Here is a 26083-nt window from a genome sequence, read left to right as displayed (position 1 = left end):
CAGGGGCGAGGCTGCTGGAAAGCAGTTTCTAGGATTGGAAGCAAGAGGGCCTCAATGCGGCCCGAAGGAGGACTCCCGTGGGTGAAGGTTGGCAGCTGATGCGTATCCGGGGGATTCCTCTGCGGGTGCATCCCAGCTGGTTTCTGATCCTGGCACTGGCCACCCTTGCCTTTAGGGATCAGTTGAGTGAGTTGCCCGCCTCTCAGCTGCTTCCCCCGGGCCTGACCTGGTTGATTGGCCTGGTCACGGCGCTGCTGCTGTTTTTGTCTGTCTTGCTGCATGAGCTTGGTCACTCCCTCGTGGCCTTGCGTGAAGGCGTCAAGGTGCGAAGTATCACCCTGTTTTTGCTGGGAGGTGTGGCCAGCGTTGAGCGCGAGTGTTCCACTGCGATGGGGGCATTTCGAGTCGCTGCCGCTGGGCCTCTGGTGAGTCTTGTTTTGTCGCTGATGTTGTTTGCATCAGGGCATTCCGCTTCCCACCTCAGCGCCTTGCTCGGCAATCTTGTCTTCCAGTTGGCAGGGGTGAACCTGGTGCTGGCTCTGTTTAATTTGCTGCCGGGTCTTCCCCTCGACGGGGGGTTGATTCTTAAAGCCCTGGTGTGGCAGTTCACCGGCAGTCAACGCCGGGGCATTCAGGTGGCCACCGCCACTGGTCGTTTTCTGTCGCTGTTCGCGATTTTTCTCGGTGTGTGGTTGTTCCTTGCCAGAGGCGGTGGGATCAGTGCCCTTTGGCTGGTGATGCTCGGCTGGTTTGGCCTGGGTGCCTCCCGCAGCCAGACCCAGGTTTTAATGCTCCAGAAGGTGCTGCGACAGCTCACGGTGGGATCGGCGATGGCCCGTCGTTTCCGAGTGCTGGAAGCCGATCAGCCTCTGCGTCGGATGAGCGAACTTCGGCTGGGAGGCGAGGCTGCCGGCCAGGGGACGGATGAGGCTGATGTTCGGCTTGCGGATTGGGTGCTCGTCACCCGGGGTGGCCGCTGGCTCGGAACCATCAACGATTCACCGTTGCGGGATCTGCCTGTTCAGCAGTGGGATCGGCAAACGGTGGCGGATCATGTGCAGCCACTCGACAGCCTGCCCTCCATTCGAGAGGCCGAACCGTTGTGGAAAGCTGTGCTGGCCTTGGAGTCCAGTGCCCAGGGACGCTTGCTGGTGATCAACCGTGCAGGCTTGCCTGGGGGGACCCTGGAACGGGGGGATGTGGGCGAGGCTGTGCTCAAGGCCCTCAACCTGCGATTGCCTCCTCAGATGTTGGAGGCGGCTCGTCGCCAGAATGGGTATCCCTTCGGGTTGCCACTGCTTCAGGCAGTGGAATCTCTTCAGGCTTCGGGGTTGTTGGAAGACGAGCCTGTTGGAGACCAGCGATAGGCGGCGCTTTGGCTCTGCACCTGCTGCCATTGCTCCTGGTTCAGATTGAAGTCTTGCCAGGAGCAGTCCGGCCACAGGCTCTGCAGTGATGCAGTCAGTGCCCCAATGATGGCGTCTGCTTGGAGCCGCTCGATCGGCGGCGGCGGACTGCTCTCAAACAGACTTCTCCATAGAGAAACTGGTGGGGAGAGCATGATTTCGCCGTGCTGAAGCAGGTGGCCGCGCCGCCAGAACTGAGCGCTGCCGATGCGTTTGTGGCCTTGATCATCCACCAGATCTGCTGCTGTGGAACTTGCGAAGCAGTTGGTCTCGCCTGCTGAAGCATCCGATTGGCCCGGCTGCAAATGCACACCGAGACGAGTGAAGCCATTGATCAGCCAGCGGCTCGTGCGCTGATAGGCCTCACGCCGTGCCCTTGGCGCTTGGGGCCAAATCAGGGCATAGGTGAGCCCAGCGGCATGGAGGACGGCACCGCCGCCGCTCGGGCGGCGGACCCGTCGCAATGCTCCTGCCATGGCCTGCTGTTCCCACTGGCTGGGCTGAGCTTTTTGGTGGTGACCAAGCGACAACCAGGCACCGGGCCAGGTGTAGAAGCGCAGAACCGGTGAGCCAAGGCTGTCCTGCACACATTGGTCCAGCAGCCAGGCATCCAGCGCCATCTGTTCGCTGCCATCCAGCTCCAGCAACGGCAGCCTCAGGCCGATACCGCGAGGGTCCGGCCGGCAGGATGCGGTGGTTGGCATGGCACGAATGGAGCTTGGTGATCTGCTGGTGGCGGTACCGCTGGGATTGCTGGCGGGTTCCCTGGCGGGCCTGCTGGGCATCGGCGGTGGTCTGATCTTCGCGCCTTTGCTGCTTTGGATGGGGCTCTCACCCCATCAGGCACTAGCGACCAGCACCTTCGCCATCGTGCCCACAGCTCTGGGCGGGACGGCTATCCATTTGCGCCACCGAGCCATTCCCTGGAAGGAAGGCTTGGTGATTGCTCTGATGGCGTTTGCAAGCGCATTGGTCTTCAGCCGGCTTGGCAGGTTTGCTGCTGGCTGGCAGCTGTTGTTGATGCAGAGCCTGATGTACTGGGTGCTGACCGTCTCGATTCGTGCCGAACAGGGCGACGGCAGGGTCGATGACTCCCTCCGTGTTCCTCTCACAGGCCTGGGGGCGGTTGGGGCTGTGGCTGGACTGGCAGGAGGTCTGCTCGGCCTGGGAGGAGGCCTGGTGATGGTGCCGCTGATGGTGCGCTGGCTGGATGTGCCGATTCGTCTGGCCATCAGGTTCAGCACGCTGGCGGTGGCGTGTTCGGCTTCGGCCGCGTCGCTTCAGTTTTTTTTCGAAGGTCGGGGTCAGCTCTCCATTGGACTGTTGCTCGGTTTGACTGCTGCGCTGGCGGCTCAGTGGAGTGCTTCACGGCTTGATTCGATCAAGCCCCAGACCTTGGCGTGGTTGCTACGGGGGCTGGCTTTGCTGCTCGCTCTCGACAGCGGTCGCCGTGCCATGCAGCTAGCGCTCCAGATGCACTGATCGAAAGCACGGATCGGATTGGTCGTCGCTTGCTCTCAGGCTGCACTCCAGGCGATCAGAGGCTGAAGGCCAAGAGCGATCACCAGGCTGACAATCACGCCGATGGACGCTTTCCAGAGATCGCTGCCGACGACCTTGCCGAGACTGCCTGCGGATCGGTTGGTGAACACGTATTCGAATTCCTGTTCTTTGATGCGCAGGGCGATTTCACGACCACCCAGCAAACCCAGGAACACCCACGTTGTGCTAAACGGGAAGCTGCTGAGAAATGCCTTGTACAGCAGGCAAAGTCCGAACATGAAGTCAATCACCGTGGCCGAACGCAGATCAGTGGTGTTGGTTTTGCTGCGAAGCACACCCTGAATCGGACCACCGCCGATGGCGACGAGCACACACAGTCCGATGCAGAGGATGGCGGTGCAGACCAGCATCGGAAATAATCCAAGCTCGCGGGGAAGGAAGACGAAAATGTTGGCGAGATCCTGCACCATGCACATGCTCCAGGCGAAGCCGGTGGAGAACCACTGAAGGCCATACCAAACCTTGTTGAAATCCTTGCCTTCCTGGGTCCGCCTGAACACCCAACGCTCCAGTAGCCACATTCCAAGGCCCCAGGCCGCCAGTCCGAGACAGAACGCCAGGACATAACCAGCCAGTGAGCTTTCGAGAAGTTTTGGGATGTTCTTGGGAGCAAATGCGGAAAGCACCAGAAAGGATGTGCTGACGGGCGCGCCCCAGGCGGTCAGCCCCAGCACTGCAATCGGAGGAATGATGTAGGCCCAGGTGAAAGTTTCAGGAGTCGGGAAGTTTGCCAGCCGTCCCCAAGCAGGGTCGCCGCCGTTGATGGACCAGCCGAGCATCAGCACGAAGATCGTGACGGTGCAGATGAAAATCATCTGCACCACCTTGGGAGTGCGTTTTTTGTTGGATGAAATGTAAGTGCCGAGTGTAGAGAGCGAATCGTTCGCCACCACTGAGTAGGCAGCTAACAAAAAGCCAATAGCCATCCAGATGTTGGCGTCCATCGATCCAATGAATTCCATCTGGTTTTAGGACGCGTCTCGCGGTGCTGGTGTTGTGTGAACCACACGTGGATTTTGCGCATCCTGCGTGCTGTCTTCTTTGAAGGCTTAGTTCACCACGGTCAGTGACTGGATCTGGAATGTTTTCACCCAACTTGCGAGTGCCTCCAGTGAGGTGCGATCTGGAAGACAGACGCAGCCACTGCCGGGGTTGCAACCATGGATACCCAAGCCGGAGCGGGTCGTTTCGAAGCGTGGCGTCAGGGTGAGCCAGATGTCATCTCCCAAGGCTTCAGGCAGACCCAAGGAGTAGTTGCCCGAAGGCAGGGGGGCTCCATTGCCGGGAGACCAGCGGCGATCGAGTGATTGGCTGGAAGCAAATCCGCTCACGGCCTCCCAGCTGGCCAGACGTCGATCGTCTTGATGAAGCTCAAGTTTCCAGAGGCGTTCTCCATCCTGACGTTCGTCTTCAGTGCGTCGAGCCGACAAAGAGAGAGGCGCTTGGCTCAGATTGGCAATGAGCTCTGGGGTTGGGCCGAGCTGCCCTGGTGGTGGAGGTTCCTGTGGCTGTGATTCTGAAATCGCGGCAGGGATTGAGGCTTGTGCTGGTGCTGTTAGGGCTTGCTCTGCTGGTGATCTCCTCAAGCAGCCCTGGAGAAGAACCCCCGCCAGCATTAGGCAGCACCATTGAAATCCGGCTCTCCTCGGGGTCATCGCGCCTGGTCCAGCAGCTCCCAGAACCCTCCATCTAACTCGAATCCAAGGCTTGCCGCCATCAAGGAAAGATTGCCGCGTTGATGTCCAGGAATCCCCGCATCTGCCCCATGCTGATCTAGAAGCATCAGCCGGTGAGTGATCCAGATCTCAAGGGCCTGGGGGTCGAAACGAATGCCTTCGCTGGGGCTGAAATCGTGGGGAACCAACATCGCCACATGTTGAGCCAGGCTTCCGCCGGTCCGATCCAGCAACAAAGGCAGCCAGGGGTAGTGCGCGTCTGCACGCAGAGCCCACAGCCGAGGTTCAGGACATTCGCTCAGCTCTCTTGGGTCATTGACCTCACGGGGCCAGTCGTAACGCAATTCCAGGACAGCGCCGGCATCGAGCAGCTCCTGAAGAGGGCGTTCCATCCAGGCTGAAAGCGCCTGCAGGTTCAGTGTCCTGATCGCTTTTGCGTCAATCGTCACCAGTGAATCAGGACTCAAGGCTTCCATGCGGGTGTGACAGGCCTTTGCGAATGATGGCGTCTTGCTGCTCCGGGAAGGAACAATGGAAGCGTTTCAAAGGGATTCCATGGCCACCTCTATTACCCAGTCAGAAGTGCTCATCGCTCTCGTGGTGGCTGCCCACGCTGGTGTGCTGGCGATGCGTCTCTGCGTCAGTCTCTATCGCGCCTGATCGTTTCAGGGGGGCCTGCTCCCCCTTGATACGGCCTTCTCACCGCGTTACAAGCGGGAATCCGATCCATCCCTTTGCCAACGTCTACGGCTGGTGCTGCTTCACGTCGTCGTCGTTTAAGGCGGGGAGCTTCGGCAACTGCTCCAAATCAAATCAGTGCTGAAGATCCACGGGCTGTGGCCGCATCCCCTGATGCGGCCACAGTTGCGGCTGTGCTGCAACTTCAGACGGAACGACGGGAAAAGCTTTGCAGCCTCCTGGCGCTAGGCGTGAAATTCGGCCTCGTCACTGTGGGGGCGATCAGCTTGGTCACCTTGTCCTTCGCTTATCAGGAGCGCCTTGAGCGTCATGGTGAGCTTGCTGCCGTTGTCGACGTTGAGACCGGGAAGTTGCGCAACCTCCAGCAACGCTTCGATCGACTGTTCACCCTTGGTGGCGATCAGCGTTTGATGGATGAGCAGGATCAGTGGATCGCACCGAACCGGTTGCGGGTGATCTGGCGCTGAGTTTCGTGACCACCACCCTTCACACGCTTCACGGCGGAGCGATACTGTCGCCTTCTGAGAAGAGCTCATGACCGGAACCCCTGGTGTTGTTCTGGTGACTGGAACGACTTCTGGCGTAGGGCTCAATGCCGTAAAGGCCCTGGCCAATCTGGGCTGGAGTGTGATTACCGCTAATCGTTCTCCTCAGCGCGCCGCCGGTGCTGCGGATGCACTCGAAATTCCCAAGGATCGTGTCCGTCACATTCAGATGGACTTGGGTGATCTCGACAGCGTCCGTCGTGCCGTGTCGACTCTCGGGCCCATTGATGCTCTTGTCTGCAACGCAGCGGTTTACAAGCCACGCCTCAAACAGCCTGAGCGTTCTCCCCAGGGTTATGAGATCTCCATGGCCACCAATCACTTTGGCCATTTCTTGTTGATCCAGATGCTGATGGAGTCTTTGAAGCAGTCCAAGCATCCATCGCGTCGTGTCGTCATTCTTGGCACTGTCACGGCGAATTCCAAGGAACTTGGTGGCAAGATTCCTATCCCTGCACCGGCGGATCTTGGTGACCTTTCTGGATTCGAGAAGGGCTTTAAGGCGCCGATCACTATGGCAAGTGGTAAGTCCTTTAAGCCTGGTAAGGCCTACAAGGACAGCAAGCTTTGCAACATGATCACGACCCAGGAGTTGCATCGAAGACTTCACGATGACACTGGAATCGTGTTCAGTTCCCTCTATCCAGGATGTGTCGCAGATACGCCACTGTTTCGGAACACTCCAAGGGCGTTTCGGAAGATCTTCCCTTGGTTCCAGAAAAACATCACCGGAGGTTATGTGACGCAGTCTCTGGCGGGGGAGCGTGTTGCTCAGGTGGTGGCCGATCCTGATTTTGGTGTATCAGGCGTGCACTGGAGCTGGGGCAATCGTCAGAAGAAGGATGGAGAACAGTTCAGCCAGGAGTTGTCTGACAAAGCCACGGATCCACGCACGGCTGAACTGGTCTGGGATCTATCGATGCAGTTGGTGGGCCTTTAAAGGCTCACCTTTTGATTAGTCAAAACCAAGTAGATCGAAGATTTCCCTGTCTTTGAGTGAGATGGCCTCAAGGGGTTCGACCTTGTCCAGCATGTTCTGAGCGAGGCGCAGATACTCCTTGCGGACGGCTTGCACCGCCTCGTCATCATCATCCATTTCGAAGATTGTGCATTTCTTCAGGCGTGAGCGGCGGATTGCATCGACATCCTTGAAGTGGGCCATGGTGCGCAGGCCGGTGCGCGCATTAAATTTGTCGATCTGATCGGTGTCCGCCGAACGGTTGGCCACCACGCCCCCAAGACGCACCTTGTAGTTCTTGGCCTTGGCCTGAATCGCCTGCACGATGCGATTCATCGCGAAAATTGAATCGAAATCATTCGCCGTTACGATCAGGCAGTAGTTGGCGTGCTGTAGCGGAGCGGCAAAGCCGCCACACACCACATCACCAAGCACGTCGAAGATCACCACGTCGGTGTCTTCCAAGAGGTGGTGTTCCTTGAGCAGCTTCACGGTCTGGCCGGTGACGTAGCCGCCGCAGCCCGTGCCCGCGGGGGGGCCGCCACTTTCAACGCACTGCACACCATTGAAGCCGGTAAACACGAAGTCTTCGGGCCGCAGCTCTTCGCTGTGAAAGTCAACCTCTTCGAGGATGTCGATCACCGTGGGCACCATCTTGTGGGTGAGGGTGAAGGTGCTGTCGTGCTTGGGGTCGCAGCCGATCTGAAGCACCCGCTTGCCCAGCTTTGAAAAAGCCGCTGAAAGGTTGGAGGAGGTTGTCGATTTGCCGATTCCACCTTTGCCGTAGACGGCAATCACCAAGGTCTCCTCCTGGATGCCTAGTGCTGGGTCCTGGTGGACCTGCACACTGCCTTCGCCGTCGGCCGGTCGCGTCAGGGTCGTGGTCATGAAGCGACCTTTTCAAGAGGAGTCAATTTCATTCAACAGCAGCGGATGTGTCCTTGCCGGTTTTCACCAAGAAATTGAAAGATCTGCCTGTTCTGTTGCCATCCCTGCACATTTTTTCTTCGGATAGGTTGAAAATAATTGAGTGGAATTGCTCATGCTTTGTAGTGGGCCTTTGCGTCATACAGCGTCTCGCTGTTGATTTCCCTGCAGCCCACTTGGAGGGCATAGGCCTCGGCATTGCGCCGAACCTTGCCGCGCACGAAGAAGGGGATTTTCTTTAATTCGGCCTCACCGTCGTCAGTCCAAATCAACGCATGTTCATCAACCTCGACGGTCGCGTGTTCTGCTGTCTTCGTGTCGACGCCGGCGCCAGATCCGCCGGAATGGCCGAGATGGCTTTGGTGGCCGTCCACGAACTCAAAGTCGTGACGGAACATGCCAATCAGGTGCTCTTCAAGGCCCATCATCAGGGGATGAACCCAATCGTCGAAGATCACATTGGCCCCCTCCCAGCCCATCTGTGGGCTGGTGCGCGCCGGGACGTCTTGCACATGCATTGGTGTACTGATTACCGCGCAAGGAATGCCGAGCCGCTTGGCGCTGTGGCGTTCCATTTGGGTTCCAAGTACAAGCTCTGGGGCGGCCTCCGCCATGGCGGTTTCCACTGCTAAGTAGTCGTCGCAGATCAATGCTTCTAAGCCCAGTTCCTTCGCCGCTGTCCGGACCGGTCGTGCCATCTCACGGCTGTAGGTGCCCAAGCCCACCACGGTGAAACCAAGCTCTTCCTTGCAGATTCTTGCTGCGGCAAGGGCATGGGTGCCGTCCCCGAAGATGAAGACGCGTTTACCGGTGAGGTACGTGGAGTCCACGGACTCGGAATACCAGGGCAGGCGTGAGCGCCGATAGCCCTCCTCAGCGGAAGGAGGCTCCATCCCCAGCAACCTGTGAACTTCAACAAGGAAGTCGTGGGTCGCCCCAACTCCGATCGGCACTGTTCGGCTGAAGGGAATGCCGAAGTTGCGTTCCAGCCAGCTGCAGGTTGATTCGGCTACCTCGGGATAGAGGCACACGTTCAGATCTGCTTTCGGCAGACGTAGGACGTCTTCGACACCAGCTCCGAGTGGTGCGACCACGCCGACGTCGATGCCATGCATGGTGAGCAGTCTCTGCACTTCCAGTACGTCATCGCGGCAGCGGAAGCCCAGCAGCGAAGGGCCCAGCAGGTTGACGCGCGGACGACGACCTTCCGCCTTCCAGGCGTTGGGGTCATGGCTGGGCTGCGATGGAACCTGATCTTTCAGCAGGTTGCGCACCAATTGATAGAGGGTTTCAGCTGCCCCCCAGTTTTCCTTTTTGCTGTAAGCCGGTAGCTCCAAGTTCACCACGGGCATCGTCAAGCCCATGCCTTGAGCCAGTGCTCCCGGCTGATCCTGGATCAGTTCAGCGGTACAGCTTTCTCCCACCAGCAGCGCATTGGGCTTGAATCGGTCCACGGCTTCACGCACATGGCGTTTGACCAGTTCTGCGGTGTCGCCTCCCAGATCACGTGCCTGAAAAGTCGTATAGGTGACGGGTGGCCGTTTGCCACGGCGCTCGATCATCGTGAAGAGAAGATCGGCATATGTATCTCCTTGAGGCGCATGCAGCACGTAATGCACCCCTTCCATTGAGGCGGCAATGCGCATGGCGCCGACGTGAGGGGGGCCTTCGTAGGTCCAGAGCGTGAGTTGCATCGGTTTAGGCGTGCACGGGTTGGTCGGGGTTGATCGGGTGCAGTCCCGGATGAATCAGCTGCCGGCGACGGAGCGGACGGGAAAAGAGCTCGGCCAGATCTCCGGCCTGATCGATGCCATGGATCGGACTAAACACAAGCTCAATAGACCATTTGGTCGCGATTCCTTCGGCTTCCAGTGGATTGGCCAGACCCATGCCGCAGACCACCAGATCGGGTTTGTGTTCGCGGACTCGGTCAAGCTGCTGTTCAACGTGTTGTCCTTCCATAACGCGTGTGTCCTCGGGGAGCAGCGCCAATTCCTCTGCCATCTGGTCACGGTTCAGGTAAGGGGTTCCCACTTCAACCAGTTCCATCCCGCATTCCCTTTGCAGGAAGCGTGCGAGAGGAAGTTCAAGTTGTGACTCTGGAAGCAGAAAAATGCGCTTCCCTTCGAGAACCTCTCGATGGGGGCGCAGAGCGATTCTGGCTCGCTCCTCCAATGGGTCGAGCACCTCTGCGACCCGTTCCTTGGGCAGATGGAAGGCGGCGGCGCCTGCTTCCATCCAACGTCTGCTGCCCTCGGCTCCCAGAGGGAACGGGGCCGTCAGCACGGTGGCGCCTCGGTGCTTGAGCAGTCGCGCTGTCTCGGTCAGGAAGGGTTGGGTCAGCAGCACTGTGGTGCCAGGACCCACGGCAGGTAGCTCGGTGGACTGCCGTGGTGGCAGGCTGCGAATGGTTGAAATGCCGAGGCGGCCAAACAGGTGGATCAGCCGGTCCTCAACGGCATCTGCCAGGGTGCCGACCAGCAAGAGCTGGCGTTCGTCGCTGGCGGGAAGCAGAGGTACCAGAGCGGCCAGGGCGCCGTCTTCTCCTTGGGTGAAGGTGGTCTCGATACCGCTGCCTGAGTAGTTCACCACTCGCACCCGGCCCTGAAGTTCCTCGTTGAGCCGCTCAGCGGCTCGGGCCAAGTCGAGTTTGATCACTTCGCTTGGGCAGGACCCAACCAGGAAGAGGGTCCGGATTTCCGGCCGGCGTTGCAGCAGTTCGCAGCAGACACGGTCCAGTTCCTCATGGGCATCGGCCAGTCCTGCCAGATCTCGCTCGCTCAGAATCGCTGTTCCGAACCGAGGTTCAGCGAAAATCATTACCCCAGCGGCGCTCTGGATCAGATGGGCGCAGGTGCGGGAACCCACCACCAGAAAAAAGGCATCCGGCATGCGCCGATGAAGCCAAACGATTGATGTGAGGCCGCAGAACACCTCGCGCGGTCCGGTTTCCTTCAGCAGGTTTGCGCTCATCCCATTCACAAGCCTTCTCCTACACCTTGCCTCGCTTATCGCTGGTGAGCTGATCTCACCAAAACTCTTCGGGATCAGTTCAGGAACCGTATGACAAACGTGCCTAGCTTTTGGGTGCATGACCCATCAGCTCATGGCGTCTCGGCGTGTTCTACCTGCAGCCCTGGCCCTCGCCCTCACTCTTGCGGCCTGCCAGTCGTCTGAGCAGAGCGCGGAACAAGCAGCCACCAACGACCAAATCAAGGTGGCGCAACGTGTTGAGGCGGTCTGTGCAGCCCGCGTGGATGTGGACGCTGCCTTGAATGAGGTGGGGGCTCTCACGCCTGAGTCCACCGTTGGCGATGCGGAACAAGCGGGGGAGAAACTGCGTCAGGCCCTTGCCAAGCTGGATGGGGCCGAAGGGGAGCTGGGGAAGGCCGAAGTGAAGGAATACCGCGACCAGGTGGCCATCTTCCAGGCTGAAGTGGAGCGCGTTCGCAAAGACAAGTCGCTCACCCTCAAGCAGGCATCGCAGCAGTTGCAGAACAAGGTCGCACCCGTTGTGGCTGCACGATCCCAGCTGGACGCAGTGACTGTGTGCGTTGAGATCGATGCCCCATCCACCGGGCCACGACCAGCCGATGATGCCAATGCCAATCAGCCCTCCGATGATCAGACCGATGCTGCTGCAGAGGGAGAGGCAAAGGGCGACTCATGACGCCCCAGGCCATAAAGGCATCAGAGGCGACGACGGAAACGGTCGTCTCTGAAGTTGCCTCCAGATGGGTCATCAATGCGGCTGAGACGCCAGACGTTGCGGCTGACCTTCCTGGCCTTGAGACCCCCGCGCTCGACAGTCTCTGCACCAGGTCTCGCCCCTAGAAGCATGCTCACTTCGGCGGTGGTGAGCGGAGCCCCGGTGTCGATCGCCAGAGCTGTGAGTTCAAGGCGCTGACGCAGTTGACGAAGACAATCGTCATGGCTCCGATTGGGGGCTTCTAGCCAGGGCAGATCGATCTGCCCATCGTTGGTTAGGCGTTGCATTAGCCCATAACTGACCAGGCCCAAGGCCTGTTCAGCATTGAGCTCGTTGGTGAGATCGCTTGGCTGAACTGGGATTTGCTTGGCGGAAGCCATAGGCCGTAAAGCTGATGCGTGGACGGTATCGGCTCCATCACACAACGCAAGTTTTGAACCCTCCTTTGTTGATCTCCTTCCGGTAAGATCCGCGCCATGAATCGTTTCGCCGGCTTCGATGCCAGGGAGCGGCGACGTGGCGGAAGCGCTCTCGTCACCGGAACGGAGGTCCATCCCTCTGCCGGCGGAGCCAGCTGTGTGGTCACCACCGACAGCGAATCACCCAGGCTGTCCCGTCAGAACAGCCATGTGCAGTCGATTGAACTGCGCACCTATGTCTTCATCGACTCGCTTCAGCCTCAGTTGGCGGCCTATATGGGCTCCGTGAGCCAAGGCTTTCTGCCCATTCCGGGTGATGCCTGCTTGTGGATGGAGGTCTCTCCCGGAATGGCTGTTCACCGTGTGACTGACATTGCGCTCAAGGCGAGCAATGTGCGTCTCGGTCAAATGGTGGTGGAGAGAGCCTTCGGTTCGATGGCTCTTTATCACCGTGATCAGAGCACGGTTTTGCATTCCGGTGATGTTGTTCTCGAAGCGATCGGTAGCTCTGTCGAACAGCGCAATCCTGCCGATGTGAGCTGGACTGAAGTGATCCGAGCCATCACTCCGGACCATGCGGTGCTGATTAACCGTCAGAACCGCCGCGGCTCGATGATTGAGGCGGGAATGAGCATGTTCATCTTGGAAACGGAGCCAGCGGGTTACGTGCTGATCGCTGCCAATGAAGCTGAAAAGTCCTCGAATATCACCCTGGTCGATGTGAAGGCGGTCGGTGCCTTCGGTCGCCTCACACTTGCAGGGCGAGAGGGTGATGTTGAAGAGGCTGCTGCTGCTGCAATGCGCGCAATCGAGATGGTCAACCTTCGCTCTTCGATGCGCTGAAGAGGCGCTTCTGGTTGGTCTGAACCCTTTCGGGGCCTGAGTTAGTCCAATCTCTCAGTCCAAGCCAAGCCGTCGGCGCAATCTTGGGGCCAGATCCCTAGCAGCTTTGCCTCGGCTACCCAGACGGGCCAGTTGGACATCATTGAGTTCGCCATAGCTGCAGCGGGCTTCTCGCACCCAGAACAACGATTCGATCCCGGCATTGGGATAGGCCGGTGTGTTCAGCAGCTCCCCCCAGCAGACCCCTTCTGAGTCTTCGACGCAGGTGCCGTCCGGAGCGCACAGGACCATGGCACTGCGGAAACAGGCTGTGCGGTAGGGGTCGTTGAGCAGGGCTGCAATCAGCTTGTCCAGCTTCTCGGCGTCACTGGACGCAAATCGGGCTGTATAGAGGCCTGGAGCTCCACTAAGGGCGTCCACCTCAAGGCCTGAATCATCGGCAAGAGACCAGGTCCCCGTCCGCAATGCAGCGGCCTCAGCCTTCAGTCGGGCATTCTCTAAATAGCTCTGACCGGTTTCCTCAACGTCCAGATCGGGGGGTTGGCGTTGAACGACGACCTCCAGAGGGCCGAGCATGTGCTCAATTTCCCTCACTTTAAGGTGATTGCCACTGGCGATGGTGAGAACAGGAACTCCCAAGCGAGACCGGAATCAGGCATCCATTGTGATGGTTAGCGGTAGGGATCGGGTCTGAATTTCGGTCGCGCTGGAGTCAGAAAGGGTTGAACATTCCACCCCTGCATTGGCTGCAGGGCACTGGCTCCAAGTGTGAACTTATGCATGACGGAGACTTTTGCAAGCGAATGTTTGCAGTCGGACACCCAGAGGCCAACAGCCCTTTCGAACAGTCGGTGACAGGGGTATTAGTCCCGCTTATGGCGTTCAGCATGGACGGTGATGCCGGAGATGGGGCAAATCCCTTGACGTTTCGCCTCTCGACACAGCAGTCTCAGCGGCGAACATTCCACCCCCTTCCTCGGTAGGCAATGGCTAACGAAACCATGGGCATCGCTCTCGGCATGATCGAGACCCGCGGCCTGGTCCCCGCGATCGAAGCTGCTGACGCCATGACCAAGGCTGCCGAAGTGCGCCTGATTGGTCGTGAATTCGTCGGTGGTGGCTACGTCACCGTTCTGGTGCGTGGCGAAACCGGTGCTGTGAACGCTGCAGTGCGTGCCGGTGCAGATGCTTGCGAGCGAGTCGGCGACGGCCTCGTGGCAGCTCACATCATTGCCCGCCCTCACCGTGAAGTTGAGCCTGCTCTGGGCAACGGCAACTTCCTCGGCCAGAAGGACTGAGATCAGTCGCTGAACCTCTGACGAGGTTGCGCCTCTCAACTTCCTTTACCGACTAACGGAGTTATTCCATGAGCAAGAAGTACGACGCTGGGGTTAAGGAGTACAGGGACACTTACTGGACTCCTGATTACGTTCCCCTCGACACCGACCTGCTGGCCTGCTTCAAGTGCACCGGCCAGGAAGGCGTCCCCAAGGAAGAGGTCGCCGCTGCTGTGGCTGCTGAATCTTCCACCGGCACCTGGTCCACCGTGTGGTCCGAGCTCCTTACCGACCTCGACTTCTACAAGGGCCGTTGCTACCGCATCGAGGACGTCCCTGGTGACAAGGAGTCCTTCTACGCCTTCATCGCTTACCCCCTCGATCTGTTCGAAGAGGGTTCCATCACCAACGTTCTGACCTCACTGGTCGGCAACGTGTTCGGATTCAAGGCTCTGCGCCACCTGCGCCTCGAGGACATTCGTTTCCCGATGGCGTTCATCAAGAGCTGCTACGGCCCTCCGAACGGCATCCAGGTCGAGCGTGACCGGATGAACAAGTACGGCCGTCCCCTGCTGGGTTGCACCATCAAGCCGAAGCTCGGCCTGAGCGGTAAGAACTATGGCCGTGTTGTCTATGAGTGCCTCCGCGGCGGTCTGGACTTCACCAAGGACGACGAGAACATCAACTCCCAGCCCTTCCAGCGCTGGCAGAACCGCTTCGAGTTCGTTGCGGAAGCCATCAAGCTGTCCGAGCAGGAGACCGGCGAGCGTAAGGGTCACTACCTCAACGTGACCGCTAACACTCCCGAAGAGATGTATGAGCGCGCTGAGTTCGCGAAGGAACTCGGCATGCCGATCGTCATGCACGACTTCATCACCGGTGGTTTCACGGCCAACACCGGTCTGTCGAAGTGGTGCCGTAAGAACGGCATGTTGCTCCACATCCACCGCGCCATGCACGCGGTGATCGACCGTCACCCCAAGCACGGCATCCACTTCCGTGTTCTGGCTAAGTGTCTGCGTCTCTCCGGTGGTGACCAGCTTCACACCGGTACCGTCGTCGGCAAGCTGGAAGGTGATCGTCAGACCACCCTCGGCTACATCGATCAACTGCGTGAGTCCTTCGTTCCTGAAGATCGCAGCCGCGGCAACTTCTTCGATCAGGACTGGGGTTCCATGCCTGGCGTGTTCGCCGTTGCCTCCGGCGGTATCCACGTGTGGCACATGCCCGCACTGGTTGCCATCTTCGGTGACGACTCCGTTCTCCAGTTCGGTGGTGGTACCCACGGTCACCCCTGGGGCTCTGCTGCTGGTGCAGCTGCCAACCGAGTCGCCCTCGAAGCCTGCGTCAAGGCACGTAACGCCGGTCGCGAGATCGAGAAGGAAAGCCGCGACATCCTTATGGAAGCCGCGAAGCACAGCCCCGAGCTGGCCATCGCTCTCGAGACCTGGAAGGAGATCAAGTTCGAGTTCGACACCGTCGACAAGCTCGACGTTCAGAACTGATCGTTTCTTCGGCCGGTTGATGCAACCGGCCATCCCTTTTTCTTACACCCAGGATCCCCATGCCTTTCCAGAGCACCGTGGGTGACTACCAAACAGTCGCCACCCTGGAGACCTTCGGCTTTCTTCCGCCGATGACCCAGGACGAGATCTACGACCAGATCGCTTACATCATTGCCCAGGGTTGGAGCCCGCTCGTCGAGCACGTCCATCCCAGCAATTCCATGGCCACCTATTGGTCATATTGGAAACTGCCCTTCTTCGGTGAGAAGGACCTCAACGTTGTGGTCAGTGAGCTCGAGGCTTGCCATCGCGCTTACCCCGACCATCACGTTCGCATCGTCGGTTACGACGCATACACCCAAAGCCAGGGTTCTTGCTTCGTGGTCTTCGAGGGTCGCTGATCCCTCGACCAATGGTTCCGAGCCCTGACCTTCATCAGGGCTCAACTTTTTTCGAAGGGAATTCATCCCTTCACTTCACGACGACACCCTCTGGCGGACATGGCAAGACTTTCTAGTCGCGAACTCGCACTTGAGCGCCGTAAAGCGCTGACCACCGCCGGTAAAAAGGCGTCGGTTGCAGCAACAGGCAGCGCCAATCGTGTGCGTAACGCCTCAGATGCGCGTCAGACCCGCACCAATGCCAATGCTTCTGAAGCACCGGCACCCGTTAGCACTCCTGAACCCGTCGCAGTTGCTCCGCGCCGCCTTCAGGGCCTGAGCAGTGCCGCTTCCTCTTCTTCTTCTCGTTCGACGCTGAAGGTCAAGCGCGACCCCAGCCGGGATCTTGTGCTGGCTCGTCGGGAAGCCCTCTCCCGCAGAGGCAAGACAGCCGACAAGAGCAGTGACCGCAATCGCGCCGATGTTGCTCGTCAGACCAAGGCTGCTCCAGTGGCGGTTGATGCGTCGAAGAAAGACTGTGGCTGCGGCGGTAGTCGTTCTGCAGCAAAAGGCTCCCAAGCCCGGCCAGCAGTCACTGTTGAGCTGAGTAATCGCTCCGGTGATCGCCGCGCTTCAGCCGAGCGTCGAACCGCTAGCCCCAAGCGGCGAGCTATTGAAAACCCCAGTCGAGCCCTTGTTTTGGCACGGCGTGAGGCCATGGCCAAGCACGGCAAGACCGCCGGCAAGCAGCCCACCAGCGCTGCTGCGGTGGCACGTCAGGCCAATCCTGACCTCACCAGCCGTGAACTGGCCCAGCAGGTGCGTGAATTGCGCACCAAAGCTGGAGCACGTAACAAGCAAAGTGCTGGAGTGACCCGCCCCACAGGCCCCAATCGCCATGGTGCCAAGCAGGCCGCCGCGGCGGATGCCCATTGGAAGGTGGGCGAAAGCACCACAACCTCCGGTCAGACGGTCACCGGCACCCAGGCCAACCGTTCGGTGAAGACCACCGGAAACGAAGCCAGCACCTGTCGCTCGATCACAGGAACGGAGTATCTGGGAGCCGAGGTTTTCCAGACCTTCTGCCAATCCGCCCCCGAGCCCACCACCCCGGCCAAGGTGCGCGTCACCGCCACCAGCCACGGCAATCGGGTCACCGGTAATGAGGTGGGTCGTTCTGAGAAGGTCACCGGTGATGAGCCCGGCACCTGCAAGAGCGTTACGGGCACTGAATACATCTCCGCCAACCAGTCTGCTTCCTACTGCGGCGGTGGCACCACGTCCCCCCGCAAGGTGGGCCACAGCCTCACCGAGCAGGGCCGTCCTGTTAGCGGTGTGATGGTTGGGCGTTCCGCCAGTGTCACCGGCGATGAAGCCGGTGCCAACCGCAATCTCACAGGCGATCAGTACCTCGGCTCCGATCCCCTGCCCGAAGGTCGCCCCGCCGCCAAGGTCGGCCTGTCGGGCACCCTCTCCGGCACCGGCGTCACTGGCACCATGGTTGGTCGTTCCTCCCAAGTGACCGGCGATGAATTCGGTTCCTGCCATCGCGTCACCGGTGATCAGTACATCAGTTCTGAACAGGTGAATGCCTTCTGTGGTGCAAAGGCTGAACCTGAGGCCGCCAAGGTTGGTTTCAGCATCACCAATCGCAATCAGGTTGTGAGTGGCACTCGTACCGGCCGATCCGAGAAGGTCACCGGTGATGAGCCCGGCAGCTGCAAAGCCGTCACGGGTACTCCTTATGCGGGTCTCGAACAAGCCGGTCAGTATTGCGGCACTCCAGCGGTCCAGGCCATTCGTGAACGCACGCCTGTGCGTCTTGGCACCCCTGCCGCTGCGATGACAGGTCTCCAGCCGGGCATCGGCGGTGTGATGACGGGTGATGAACGTGGAGCCTGTGAGGCCGTCACCGGTACGCCTTATATCGGTGCCGACCAACTGGCATCAGCCTGTGGTGCCGATGCTCCCGCTGGCACTGACACCCACGGACAGACCGTGGATGGTGCGGCTTGGACACGCTTCAGTGTGACTTCTCCCGCCCGTGCTGCTCAGCAGGGCCGTGAAGCTCAATTGGGAGTAACCGGCACCAGCTACGAGCAGGGCAATCGGATTACTGGCCCTTTTGATATGGCTGGCGGCAAGGTGACGGGAACGGAGCAGTTTCGCTTCGATAACCGCGAATTTCAGGACCGTCAGCAACGTCAGTTTCAGCCCACCGTCGCTGTGGTGAGTGAGCCTGAAGCCAAACCGACCTCCAGGGTCACTGGTGAGGGATCCTCCACCAAGGTCACAGGAGATGACTGGGATCGTGGTGAGCACGTCACAGGTACTGAAGGCGCTTCTGCCCGCCGTCGCAACCCCAGCCGCCCCGGCCCGATGAGTGCCATGTCCTCTTTTGAGCGCAAGCGCAATGAAGAGTCTGAATGGCCTGTGAGCCGCGTCACTGGTTCCAGCGGTAACACCGAAAAAGGATCCCTGATCACCGTCTCCGGCGGCGCACGGGGCTGATCGACGCATGGTGCGCTCCAAATCAAAGCGGAGCGGGCGTCTCCAGGCCCCCACGGCTCCTACCCGTCTGCAGATGCAGCACGGCCTATTCCCCTCCACAGTGACTGGATCCGATCAATCCCTTGAAACCTCAGGGAGTGAATCGGTTCAGTCCTCCACTCGGAGTGCGGCTCTTGAGCGACGTAAGGCGCTCACCACTTCAGGGAAAGCGGCATTGCTCACCAGCAGTTCCGTCAGTGGCGGCCGCATTCGCTCCGGTCAGGAGAGGCGACGTTCGAGCGCTCAGCAGCCTGTTTGGGTGCGTCGTAAGGACCGTTCCGTCACGTCAGTCACCTCCTGTTCTCCAGAGACGGGATTCTCTACAACCCTGGTGAGCCGTCGAGCTCCCGGTGCACTCCACCCCCTCACCGACCGAGTCGAAAACGAACGGCTCCAGGCCTATGAGCTCGAGGTCAAGGGCAGGTTCGAGCGCATTGTGCCTCTACTGCAGCAAGTGTCGGCGCTTCAGCATCAGCCCGATTTTCTGCCCCAGGCCCAGCGTCTAACCCGTGCCGAGCTCGGCTTCGATCTTCCCGACCACATTCTTGAAAAGTCCTGGGTCTGCCCCTTGGACATGCGTGCTCTGTTCGCTTGGTGTGTCTTCCAGTCGCATCAATCTTTCAGCGAGCGATTTTTTCTTGATGATCCGCTGCAAGGAGCTTCAGGTAGCTCGCGTTCCGATGCCTTTAATACCTTTCTGCTCGACTGTGGCTTTCATCTTCTTGATGTAACGCCCTGCGCGGATGGGCGTCTCGCCCACTCAATCGCCTATGCCCTGCGCATTCCCTTCAGTGCTGTACGTCGCAGATCGCATGCTGGAGCGATGTTCGATGTGGAGAACACGGTCAATCGTTGGGTGAAGACAGAGCATCGTCGTTATCGCGAAAGCATTCCCAACGAGGCCCATGCTCCGACGCGTTATCTGAAGACGGTCACCTACCACTTCAGTTCACTCGATCCCACCCATCAGGGATGTGCAGCCCACGGCAGCAATGATTCGCTGGCAGCCAGTGCTGGCCTGCAGCGACTCCACGATTTCAGGGAAGCTGTCGAAAACACCTTCTGCTGTGGAGCCTCCGTTGATCTGTTGCTGATTGGGCTCGATACCGATACGGATGCGATTCGCGTCCATGTGCCCGATCGTGATGGCGGGATCCAGCTCGACCGCTGGCTTTGTGCACAGGCTCTTTACGAAAGCACCGCGTCCCTCACCGCCGCCCAGGCCTCTGAAGCTGTGACCGCGTCTGTTCAGACCCATTGCCCTCAGGCACCGGATCCAGGCATGGTGCGTTTCATCAGTCAGCTGCTGATCAACAACTTCTCCCAGCAGGATTACGTCAGAAGCTTGCACAATGGTCCGTATCCAGATGCTGGTCACTCTGAACGTTTTATTGGCGTCGGTATTGGCTTTAAGGAAGTGCATCTGCGCAATCTCACCTATTTCGCGCACCTCGACACCGTTGAGGAAGGAGCTCCTGACTTGGATGTGGGAGTGAAGATCTTTAAAGGACTTAATGTCACTCGCGATCTCCCTATCCCGGTGGTGATTCGTTTCGACTATTCCGGAAAGGTCCCGGGTGCCAGGCAGCGTGCCATCGCTGATTGTCATCGTGTTCAGGATGCGATCACCACGCGTTATTCCGATCTCGTGCGTGATGGTTTGCTTCATACCCTGCTCACGGTTCGAGACCGTGATCAATCCACACCTGCCGAAGCGGTAGGTTCCACCCTCGATCCTGTCCAACAGGAGGCGCACTGATCATGCTTATCGTCAAGGTCATCAAGCCGCTCGTTTCCACTAATCGGATTCCTGATTTCGAGCACAAGCACCTTCAAGTTGTTCTTGATGGAAGTACCAAGAAAGTGGCAGTCGATGCCGTTGGAGCCAAGCCTGGTGATTGGGTGATTTGTGTGAGTAGTTCTGCAGCCCGTGAAGCCGCCGGCAGTAAGTCTTATCCCAGCGATCTGACCATCGTTGGCATCATTGATCACTGGGATCCTGATCCGCCGAAGCCCACCACACCCCCGGCTGCATCGACTCCTTCCACTCCCAAAGGAGCTGCTGGTTGATGGAGATCATGCAGGTAATGGGAACCATGGTCTGCTCCTACCGCGTGGCGGGTTTGGATCACATGCACCTGCGCATTCTCAAGAACAACAAAGGCAAGAAGATGGTGGCAGTGGATCCCGTCGGTGCCCGAGAAGGAAACTGGGTTTTCACGGCCAGCGGATCGGCGGCCAGGCACGCCTGTCCCGATAACACGGTCCTCACCGATCTCACAATCGGCGGAATTATTGATCACTGGAGTCCGGATGGATAGCTGAAGTCCTTTCCCTTTTCCATCCCATTCCCCTCTTCTTGTCATGGCCACCCCCACCCCTCGTCGTCGCTCTAGTGCTGCGGCATCCGCATCCACCAGCAAGACAACGCCAACCTCAGTTGCAGCGTCTGCTCGCGCTTCCACTGCGGCTTCCAGTTCTGCCGCCAAGACAACTGTTGATGTGACCCCCGTGCCCGCAGCCTCCACCAGCTCCAGCAGCAGTGCGACGACGACCCGTCGTGCCAGTACTGCTGCAACCACTCGCCGCAGCTCCGGCCGCTCCACGCCTGCTCGTGCTTCCTCAAGTGCTGGCCGCAGCTCTGGGGGCTCCAATAAAGGTGGTGGCACCGCTGCGCTTCGCCCATCCAGCTCCAACCCCAGCCCTTCGGCCCATGGGATTGCCCTGGGCATGATTGAAACCCGTGGTGTGGTGCCTGCCATCGAGGCCGCCGATGCCATGACGAAGGCGGCGGAAGTGCAATTGATCAGCCGCGAATTTGTCGGCGGTGGTTATGTCACCGTGATGGTGCGTGGGGAAACCGGCGCCGTGAACGCCGCTGTCCGTGCTGGTGCAGATGCCTGTGAGCGGGTTGGAGATGGTCTGGTGGCCGCGCATATCATTGCCCGTCCCCATGAAGAAGTTGAGCCCGCCTTGATCGCCTCCGGAGCGCGTCGTCGTCTCTGACTCCGTTAGCTCCTTTCGGGGTGACGTGGATGCATCCGCGTCATTTCTCACCTTTGCAGTTTAGATTCCCCTGCCAATTCGGCTCACCGCTGCAATTGCAGTTTTCACTCCCTTGACTCCGGATCCGACCCTGCCCATTCAGACGTCCTGGCTGATCCCGCTCTATGGGTTCACAGGAATGTTGCTTGCTCTGCCATGGGCTGCCGGTTGGTTTCGCCGTGATGCCCATCGCCCGGCGGCCTATCTGAACATTGTTCTGACGCTGCTTGCGTTCGTGCATGGCAGCCTTGTGCTCAGGGACGTGATGGCCTTTGGACCTGCAACCCTTCACTTCCCATGGCTGACTGTTGCCGATCTGCAGCTTGATCTCAGTTTCAGCCTCTCGCTTACCAACGTCGTTGCTCTGGAGCTGATCACGGGGCTCAGCCTTGTGTCTCAGTTCTATTCCCTGGGCTATCTCGACAAAGAATGGGCCTTGGCGCGATTCTTTGCCCTGCTCGGGTTCTTTGAAGGGGCCATGTCTGGTGTTGTGCTGAGCGACACGCTTTTCCAGAGCTATTTCCTGTTGGAGATGCTCACCCTCTCCACCTATTTGCTGGTGGGCTTCTGGTATGCCCAGCCGTTGGTCATCACGGCCGCGCGTGATGCCTTCCTCACCAAGCGCGTTGGTGACGTGTTGCTGTTGATGGGCGTTGTTGCCCTCGCCGCTTTCGCTGGCGTCATGGGCTTCGACGATCTGTATGCCTGGGCAGCGACCGACAGCCTTTCCCCTTTGGCCACCACCCTGATCGGTCTTGGACTGATTGCCGGACCGATGGGCAAGTGTGCTCAGTTCCCGATGCACCTCTGGTTAGATGAGGCGATGGAGGGGCCCAATCCAGCCTCGATTCTGCGTAACTCAGTGGTTGTGACCTGCGGCGCAATTGTGCTTCTCAAGGTGATGCCTTTGCTTCAGCATGCGCCGGTCACCCTTGTTGTCCTTCAGGTTGTCGGTGCAATCAGTGCCATCGGCGGCTCACTGGTGTCGATCGCCCAGGTGGATATCAAGCGGACACTCTCGTATTCCACGACCGCCTATTTGGGCCTGGTGTTCATTGCGATCGCCCTGCAGGTGCCTGTGCTCGCCCTGCTTTTGCTGTTCTCCCATGCCGTCTCCAAGGCGTTGTTGTCGATGAGTGTGGGCGGTGTGATCGCCGCCACCAATTGCCAGGACATCACTGAATTGGGTGGTCTTGGAGGACGCATGCCCGCGACTACGAGTGCTTTCCTTGTTGGTTCTGCCGGACTTGTCGGACTGCTCCCGCTTGGAGGCTTCCTCTGCTTGGCCCAGTCCGTGGAGCTCATCGGTGGCCGTTCGGCCGGTTTGGTGGTTGTTTTTCTGCTCACCAATGCACTCACCGCCCTCAATCTCACCCGGGTGTTTCGCCATCTCTTCCTCGGTCAACCGCTGTTGAAGACGCGACGGGCAGTGGAGGTCAATTGGCAGATGGCCTTCCCGATGGTTGCCCTCTCGGTCATCGTGATCCTTACCCCTGTTCTTCTGATTCGCCTGGAATCGTTGGACGGCCTACTCGCTTTCCCTCTGTGGGCAGCAGCTCTTGTGGTGGGAAGCGGTGTGGTTGGGATGGTCGCAGGCACGCTTGTGCCTCTGAGCAAAGCGTGGTCACGCTCGATCAATCCTTGGTTGCGCTGGTTCCAGGATTTGCTCGCCTACGACTTCTATACAGAGCGCTTCTATCGGATCACGATTGTCAATGTGGTGGCAGGCTTCTCACAGCTAGCCTCCGCATTTGATCGGGTCGTGGTGGATGGTCTTCTCCATGGCATGGCCCGTTTCTCCTTGCAGAGTGCTGAGGGCCTCAAGTTGAGCATCAGCGGCCGCAGCCAAACCTATGTGCTAACGGTTGTCGCCGCGATTCTGCTCTTCCTCACTTCGTTGAGCTGGCTCTTGCGTTGATCGGCTGATGATGTTGTTAACCCTCCTCCTTTTAATTCCCTTCCTTGGGTCCCTGCTCATCACCCTTCTACCGGGTGATCGCAGTTCTGATTTCTATCGTCGCGTTTGCGTCGTTGTGCTGTCTGTTCAGTGCCTCGCCAGTGTTGGTCTACTGGTGCCCTTCGATGCTTCGGAGGCTGGTCTGCAGCTCGTTGAAACCTTTGCCTGGCTCCCCAGCATCGGGTTGGATTACGCCCTGGCGGTCGATGGGCTTTCCATGCCGTTGGTCCTGATGAATGGCGTGCTCTGCCTGGTGTCGGCCCTTGCCTCTCGCCAGGTTGAGAATCGACCTCGTATTTACTTTGCTTTGCTGCTGGTGATCAGCGGTGCTGTCAATGGAGCCTTCCTGGCACAGAACCTGCTGCTGTTTTTCATCTTCTATGAACTGGAATTGATCCCGCTCTGGATGCTGATCGCGGTCTGGGGGGGGGGCAACCGTGCCTATGCCTCGACCAAGTTTCTCATCGTCACTGCTGTGTCGGGGATGCTCATTCTTGGTGCATTCCTTGGCATGGCCCTGCTCACCGGCAGCGTTGATTTCGGTCTGAATCCGATCGTTCCTGGTGCTCTGCCGATGGCCACTCAGTTGGTGCTGATGGGAGCCCTTCTGATCGGATTCGGCATCAAGATTCCGCTCTTCCCATTTCACACATGGCTTCCGGATGCCCATACCGAAGCGTCCACGCCTGTGTCGGTGCTCCTGGCTGGTGTGCTCCTCAAGCTCGGAACCTATGGGTTGTTGCGTTTTTGCCTCGGTCTTTTCCCAGAGGCTTGGCATCTCGCCGCTCCCTGGCTTGCTGGCTGGGCGGCGGTTTCCGTGCTGTATGGATCCCTTGCAGCGATTGCCCAGACCGATATGAAGCGGATGGTGGCCTACAGCTCGGTTGGCCACATGGGTTATGTGCTGCTTGCAGCAGCAGCGGCGACCCCTCTGGGGCTGATTGGAGCCCTGTTTCAGATGGTCAGCCATGGGCTGATCTCGGCCATCCTTTTCCTTGTAGTGGGCGTGGTTTACGAACGCACAGGCACTCGCGATCTAACGGTGCTCCGCGGCTTGCTTAATCCGCAGAGAGGCCTGCCCTTGAGCGGCACCCTGATGATCATTGGGGTGATGGCCAGTGCCGGAATCCCTGGCATGGCGGGTTTCATCTCCGAATTTTTGATCTTCCGAGGCAGCCTTCAGGCGTTCCCTCTGGCCACCCTGCTGAGCATGGTGGGGTCTGGCCTCACCGCTGTGTATTTCCTGTTGCTGGTCAACCGTGCATTCTTTGGCCGGCTGGCGATTGCTTCAGGGGCCGATCCCAATCCGAAGGTGTTGCTTCCTGTCCCTCTGGGACAGCAAATGCCAGCCATTCTCTTGTCCTTATCGATTCTGGTGCTCGGTCTTGCTCCCCATTTGTTGGTTGGATTGAGTGAAGCTGCCACAACAGGCCTGAGTCAGATCGCCGTCACTCAGTTTTCCGGAGGATTGTCCTGATGACTGCCACCCAGACACAGACAGCCTTGATCCCTGATCTCGATGTGCTGATCTCCCGTTTGCTGGCGGATGAGCCTCTGCTGGCGGATACGCCAGACCATCTTCTTCAGGTGGTGAATGTGCTTGAGAGTTATGGCATCGTGCTTGATGCTTACAGCAAGAACCTTGTGTATCAGGGGGAAACACAGTTGCTGAATCCTTTCCCCGTCATGCGCTTCTTCCATGAGGGTTTTTCTCTGGAACGCTTGTGGAAGCATTTGGTTGGCGATCGCATCAATTTTGAATACGCGGAGTACTGCCAAAAGGCGATGTTCTGGCATGCCACCGGTGGCATGGATGCCTACTTCGACACCGCGCCATTTCTTGAGGCCTGTGATCGCATCATTCGATTGCGCTGCCGTCGCGATCCATTGATGGCTGTCGTCAACAGATTGTTCCCTGCTTTCGCGCCCGAATCGATCCGATCGCTCACCACGATTTACGCCCTTGGATTGTTTTGGCGTGTGATGAGTGATCTGTTCATTGATTTGGCCCACCGCTATCGCATTGGTGAGGTGGCCTGTGTCAATGACGTCGTCCATCACATCCGCGATGGTCTGGTAGCAGCTGCGGCCAATCCGATCACCTATCAGGTCAGCGAGGGAGGTGAGCAAATCTGGCTGCTTCCGCCGGAGGCAGGTCTCACCTTCCTTGGCGATGTTGCTGTTCCTTATGTGGAAGCGGTGTTCTTTCGGGGGATGCCGTTTCTCGGCACCGTGTCTTACAACGCTCAGGCCCAGCAGATTTCTCCCGATCAGGGCAGTTTCCGCTACGGAGCGCTTTACGCCGATCCAATTCCCAGCATGGGTGCAGGGATTCCACCAAGCCTCTGCATGCAAGATATGTTCCGCAATCTGCCCGAGGAACTGAGTCATTGGTACGACAGCCATGGCCGTGGCCAAGTTGATGCCCATGTTCAGATCTGCGTGAGCTTTCAGAAGTCGATGTTCTGTGTCACCAACGGAGCCATCGCGGGAACCATGCCCCATCCGCTCGATAGCAATGATCTGGAGGCCCAACAGGCCAATCGTGATCACGCCAGAGCTTGGGCGGAGCGACTGATGGGCTGCCGTCGTGAAGCGTTGATCTAGGTTCACCACAGTTCGCG

At 58.9% G+C, this 26083-nt stretch carries 27 protein-coding genes; 18 read left to right on the top strand and 9 right to left on the bottom strand.

The annotated features are described in order from the left end of the window. The first annotated feature begins 77 nt into the window (after window positions 1-77). Complete coding sequence (locus tag DXY10_RS05855; RefSeq protein WP_115017080.1) at window positions 78-1367, top strand: site-2 protease family protein; 1290 nt, start codon at window positions 78-80, stop codon at window positions 1365-1367. Here DXY10_RS05855 and DXY10_RS05850 read toward each other — a convergent pair. After that, window positions 1319-2110 (bottom strand): lipoate--protein ligase family protein, encoded by a 792-nt coding sequence (locus DXY10_RS05850; protein ID WP_115017078.1) that lies wholly within the window; start codon window positions 2108-2110, stop codon window positions 1319-1321. The genes DXY10_RS05855 and DXY10_RS05850 overlap by 49 nt on opposite strands. A gap of 7 nt (window positions 2111-2117) precedes the next feature. Between DXY10_RS05850 and DXY10_RS05845 the strand changes: the two genes are divergently transcribed. Then, on the top strand, window positions 2118-2888 hold the full coding sequence (locus tag DXY10_RS05845) for a sulfite exporter TauE/SafE family protein (protein ID WP_115017076.1): 771 nt from the start codon (window positions 2118-2120) through the stop codon (window positions 2886-2888). Window positions 2889-2923: 35 nt separating this feature from the next. Here DXY10_RS05845 and DXY10_RS05840 read toward each other — a convergent pair whose 3' ends face one another. The 3 genes from DXY10_RS05840 to DXY10_RS05830 all read right to left on the bottom strand — a co-directional run bounded on the left by DXY10_RS05840 (window position 2924) and on the right by DXY10_RS05830 (window position 5121). Beyond that, entirely contained in the window at window positions 2924-3913 is a 990-nt protein-coding gene (locus DXY10_RS05840) for a hypothetical protein (RefSeq protein WP_244281953.1), read from the bottom strand. Between the two features lie 105 nt (window positions 3914-4018). Continuing rightward, window positions 4019-4399: a hypothetical protein gene (locus DXY10_RS05835; protein WP_244281952.1), complete on the bottom strand. Its 381-nt coding sequence runs from the start codon at window positions 4397-4399 to the stop codon at window positions 4019-4021. 221 nt (window positions 4400-4620) lie between these two features. Further along, complete coding sequence (locus tag DXY10_RS05830; RefSeq protein ID WP_115017072.1) at window positions 4621-5121, bottom strand: CRR6 family NdhI maturation factor; 501 nt, start codon at window positions 5119-5121, stop codon at window positions 4621-4623. Between the two features lie 79 nt (window positions 5122-5200). On the opposite strand from DXY10_RS05830, the gene psaM reads away from it, so the two are divergent. From psaM to DXY10_RS05815, 3 genes are all read left to right on the top strand, one after another. Continuing rightward, window positions 5201-5305, top strand: coding sequence for a photosystem I reaction center subunit XII (gene psaM / locus DXY10_RS05825; RefSeq protein WP_115017424.1), 105 nt, complete (start codon window positions 5201-5203; stop codon window positions 5303-5305). A gap of 176 nt (window positions 5306-5481) precedes the next feature. Then, a complete protein-coding gene (locus tag DXY10_RS05820; protein WP_371411124.1) occupies window positions 5482-5811 on the top strand; it encodes a hypothetical protein in 330 nt (109 codons plus the stop codon). 67 nt (window positions 5812-5878) lie between these two features. After that, window positions 5879-6829, top strand: a complete 951-nt coding sequence (locus DXY10_RS05815; protein ID WP_115017071.1) for a protochlorophyllide reductase — start codon at window positions 5879-5881, stop codon at window positions 6827-6829. 15 nt (window positions 6830-6844) lie between these two features. Here DXY10_RS05815 and bchL read toward each other — a convergent pair whose 3' ends face one another. The 3 genes from bchL to DXY10_RS05800 all read right to left on the bottom strand — a co-directional run bounded on the left by bchL (window position 6845) and on the right by DXY10_RS05800 (window position 10747). Further along, window positions 6845-7735: a ferredoxin:protochlorophyllide reductase (ATP-dependent) iron-sulfur ATP-binding protein gene (bchL, locus tag DXY10_RS05810; RefSeq protein ID WP_115017069.1), complete on the bottom strand. Its 891-nt coding sequence runs from the start codon at window positions 7733-7735 to the stop codon at window positions 6845-6847. 152 nt (window positions 7736-7887) lie between these two features. Then, window positions 7888-9468 carry a ferredoxin:protochlorophyllide reductase (ATP-dependent) subunit B gene (locus DXY10_RS05805; protein WP_115017067.1) on the bottom strand — a complete coding sequence of 527 codons (1581 nt, stop codon included), beginning with the start codon at window positions 9466-9468 and terminating at the stop codon, window positions 7888-7890. Window positions 9469-9472: 4 nt separating this feature from the next. Then, window positions 9473-10747: a ferredoxin:protochlorophyllide reductase (ATP-dependent) subunit N gene (locus DXY10_RS05800; RefSeq protein ID WP_115017065.1), complete on the bottom strand. Its 1275-nt coding sequence runs from the start codon at window positions 10745-10747 to the stop codon at window positions 9473-9475. Between the two features lie 118 nt (window positions 10748-10865). Here DXY10_RS05800 and DXY10_RS05795 point away from each other — a divergent pair, with 118 nt between their 5' ends. Beyond that, window positions 10866-11444: a hypothetical protein gene (locus DXY10_RS05795; protein WP_244281951.1), complete on the top strand. Its 579-nt coding sequence runs from the start codon at window positions 10866-10868 to the stop codon at window positions 11442-11444. Between the two features lie 20 nt (window positions 11445-11464). On the opposite strand, the gene DXY10_RS05790 is transcribed toward DXY10_RS05795, so the two are convergent. After that, window positions 11465-11863 carry a hypothetical protein gene (locus tag DXY10_RS05790; protein WP_115017064.1) on the bottom strand — a complete coding sequence of 133 codons (399 nt, stop codon included), beginning with the start codon at window positions 11861-11863 and terminating at the stop codon, window positions 11465-11467. Window positions 11864-11959: 96 nt separating this feature from the next. Here DXY10_RS05790 and DXY10_RS05785 point away from each other — a divergent pair, with 96 nt between their 5' ends. Continuing rightward, the gene (locus DXY10_RS05785; protein WP_115017062.1) at window positions 11960-12745 is read left to right on the top strand and encodes a BMC domain-containing protein; all 786 of its coding nucleotides are present in this window, start codon (window positions 11960-11962) and stop codon (window positions 12743-12745) included. A 54-nt stretch (window positions 12746-12799) separates the two neighbouring features. On the opposite strand, the gene DXY10_RS05780 is transcribed toward DXY10_RS05785, so the two are convergent. Continuing rightward, the gene (locus DXY10_RS05780) at window positions 12800-13384 is read right to left on the bottom strand and encodes a non-canonical purine NTP pyrophosphatase (RefSeq protein WP_115017060.1); all 585 of its coding nucleotides are present in this window, start codon (window positions 13382-13384) and stop codon (window positions 12800-12802) included. A gap of 347 nt (window positions 13385-13731) precedes the next feature. Between DXY10_RS05780 and DXY10_RS05775 the strand changes: the two genes are divergently transcribed. The 11 genes from DXY10_RS05775 to DXY10_RS05725 all read left to right on the top strand — a co-directional run bounded on the left by DXY10_RS05775 (window position 13732) and on the right by DXY10_RS05725 (window position 26066). Beyond that, the gene (locus DXY10_RS05775) at window positions 13732-14043 is read left to right on the top strand and encodes a BMC domain-containing protein (protein WP_006169870.1); all 312 of its coding nucleotides are present in this window, start codon (window positions 13732-13734) and stop codon (window positions 14041-14043) included. Window positions 14044-14111: 68 nt separating this feature from the next. Then, complete coding sequence (locus DXY10_RS05770) at window positions 14112-15527, top strand: form I ribulose bisphosphate carboxylase large subunit (protein WP_115017058.1); 1416 nt, start codon at window positions 14112-14114, stop codon at window positions 15525-15527. 59 nt (window positions 15528-15586) lie between these two features. Continuing rightward, window positions 15587-15928, top strand: a complete 342-nt coding sequence (locus DXY10_RS05765; RefSeq protein WP_115017056.1) for a ribulose bisphosphate carboxylase small subunit — start codon at window positions 15587-15589, stop codon at window positions 15926-15928. A 99-nt stretch (window positions 15929-16027) separates the two neighbouring features. Beyond that, the gene (locus DXY10_RS05760) at window positions 16028-18418 is read left to right on the top strand and encodes a CsoS2 family carboxysome shell protein (protein ID WP_115017055.1); all 2391 of its coding nucleotides are present in this window, start codon (window positions 16028-16030) and stop codon (window positions 18416-18418) included. 7 nt (window positions 18419-18425) lie between these two features. Beyond that, window positions 18426-20216: a carboxysome shell carbonic anhydrase gene (locus tag DXY10_RS05755; protein ID WP_115017054.1), complete on the top strand. Its 1791-nt coding sequence runs from the start codon at window positions 18426-18428 to the stop codon at window positions 20214-20216. A gap of 2 nt (window positions 20217-20218) precedes the next feature. Next, window positions 20219-20527 (top strand): carboxysome peptide A, encoded by a 309-nt coding sequence (locus DXY10_RS05750; RefSeq protein WP_115017053.1) that lies wholly within the window; start codon window positions 20219-20221, stop codon window positions 20525-20527. Continuing rightward, entirely contained in the window at window positions 20527-20778 is a 252-nt protein-coding gene (locus DXY10_RS05745) for a carboxysome peptide B (RefSeq protein ID WP_115017052.1), read from the top strand. Before DXY10_RS05750 ends, DXY10_RS05745 begins: the two co-directional genes overlap by 1 nt. 43 nt (window positions 20779-20821) lie before the next feature. After that, window positions 20822-21463 carry a BMC domain-containing protein gene (locus DXY10_RS15075; RefSeq protein ID WP_305791063.1) on the top strand — a complete coding sequence of 214 codons (642 nt, stop codon included), beginning with the start codon at window positions 20822-20824 and terminating at the stop codon, window positions 21461-21463. Window positions 21464-21575: 112 nt separating this feature from the next. After that, window positions 21576-23420, top strand: coding sequence for an NAD(P)H-quinone oxidoreductase subunit F (locus DXY10_RS05735; RefSeq protein ID WP_115017051.1), 1845 nt, complete (start codon window positions 21576-21578; stop codon window positions 23418-23420). A 10-nt stretch (window positions 23421-23430) separates the two neighbouring features. Then, complete coding sequence (locus DXY10_RS05730) at window positions 23431-24936, top strand: NADH-quinone oxidoreductase subunit M (protein WP_115017416.1); 1506 nt, start codon at window positions 23431-23433, stop codon at window positions 24934-24936. Next, window positions 24936-26066, top strand: coding sequence for a CO2 hydration protein (locus tag DXY10_RS05725; RefSeq protein ID WP_115017050.1), 1131 nt, complete (start codon window positions 24936-24938; stop codon window positions 26064-26066). Before DXY10_RS05730 ends, DXY10_RS05725 begins: the two co-directional genes overlap by 1 nt. Window positions 26067-26083: the final 17 nt, after the last annotated feature.

Source organism: Synechococcus sp. UW140 (assembly GCF_900474295.1).
Taxonomy (GTDB): domain Bacteria; phylum Cyanobacteriota; class Cyanobacteriia; order PCC-6307; family Cyanobiaceae; genus Synechococcus_C.
The sequence above is the reverse complement of the archived record's forward strand: the minus strand, read 5'-3'. Positions and strand labels throughout refer to the sequence as shown.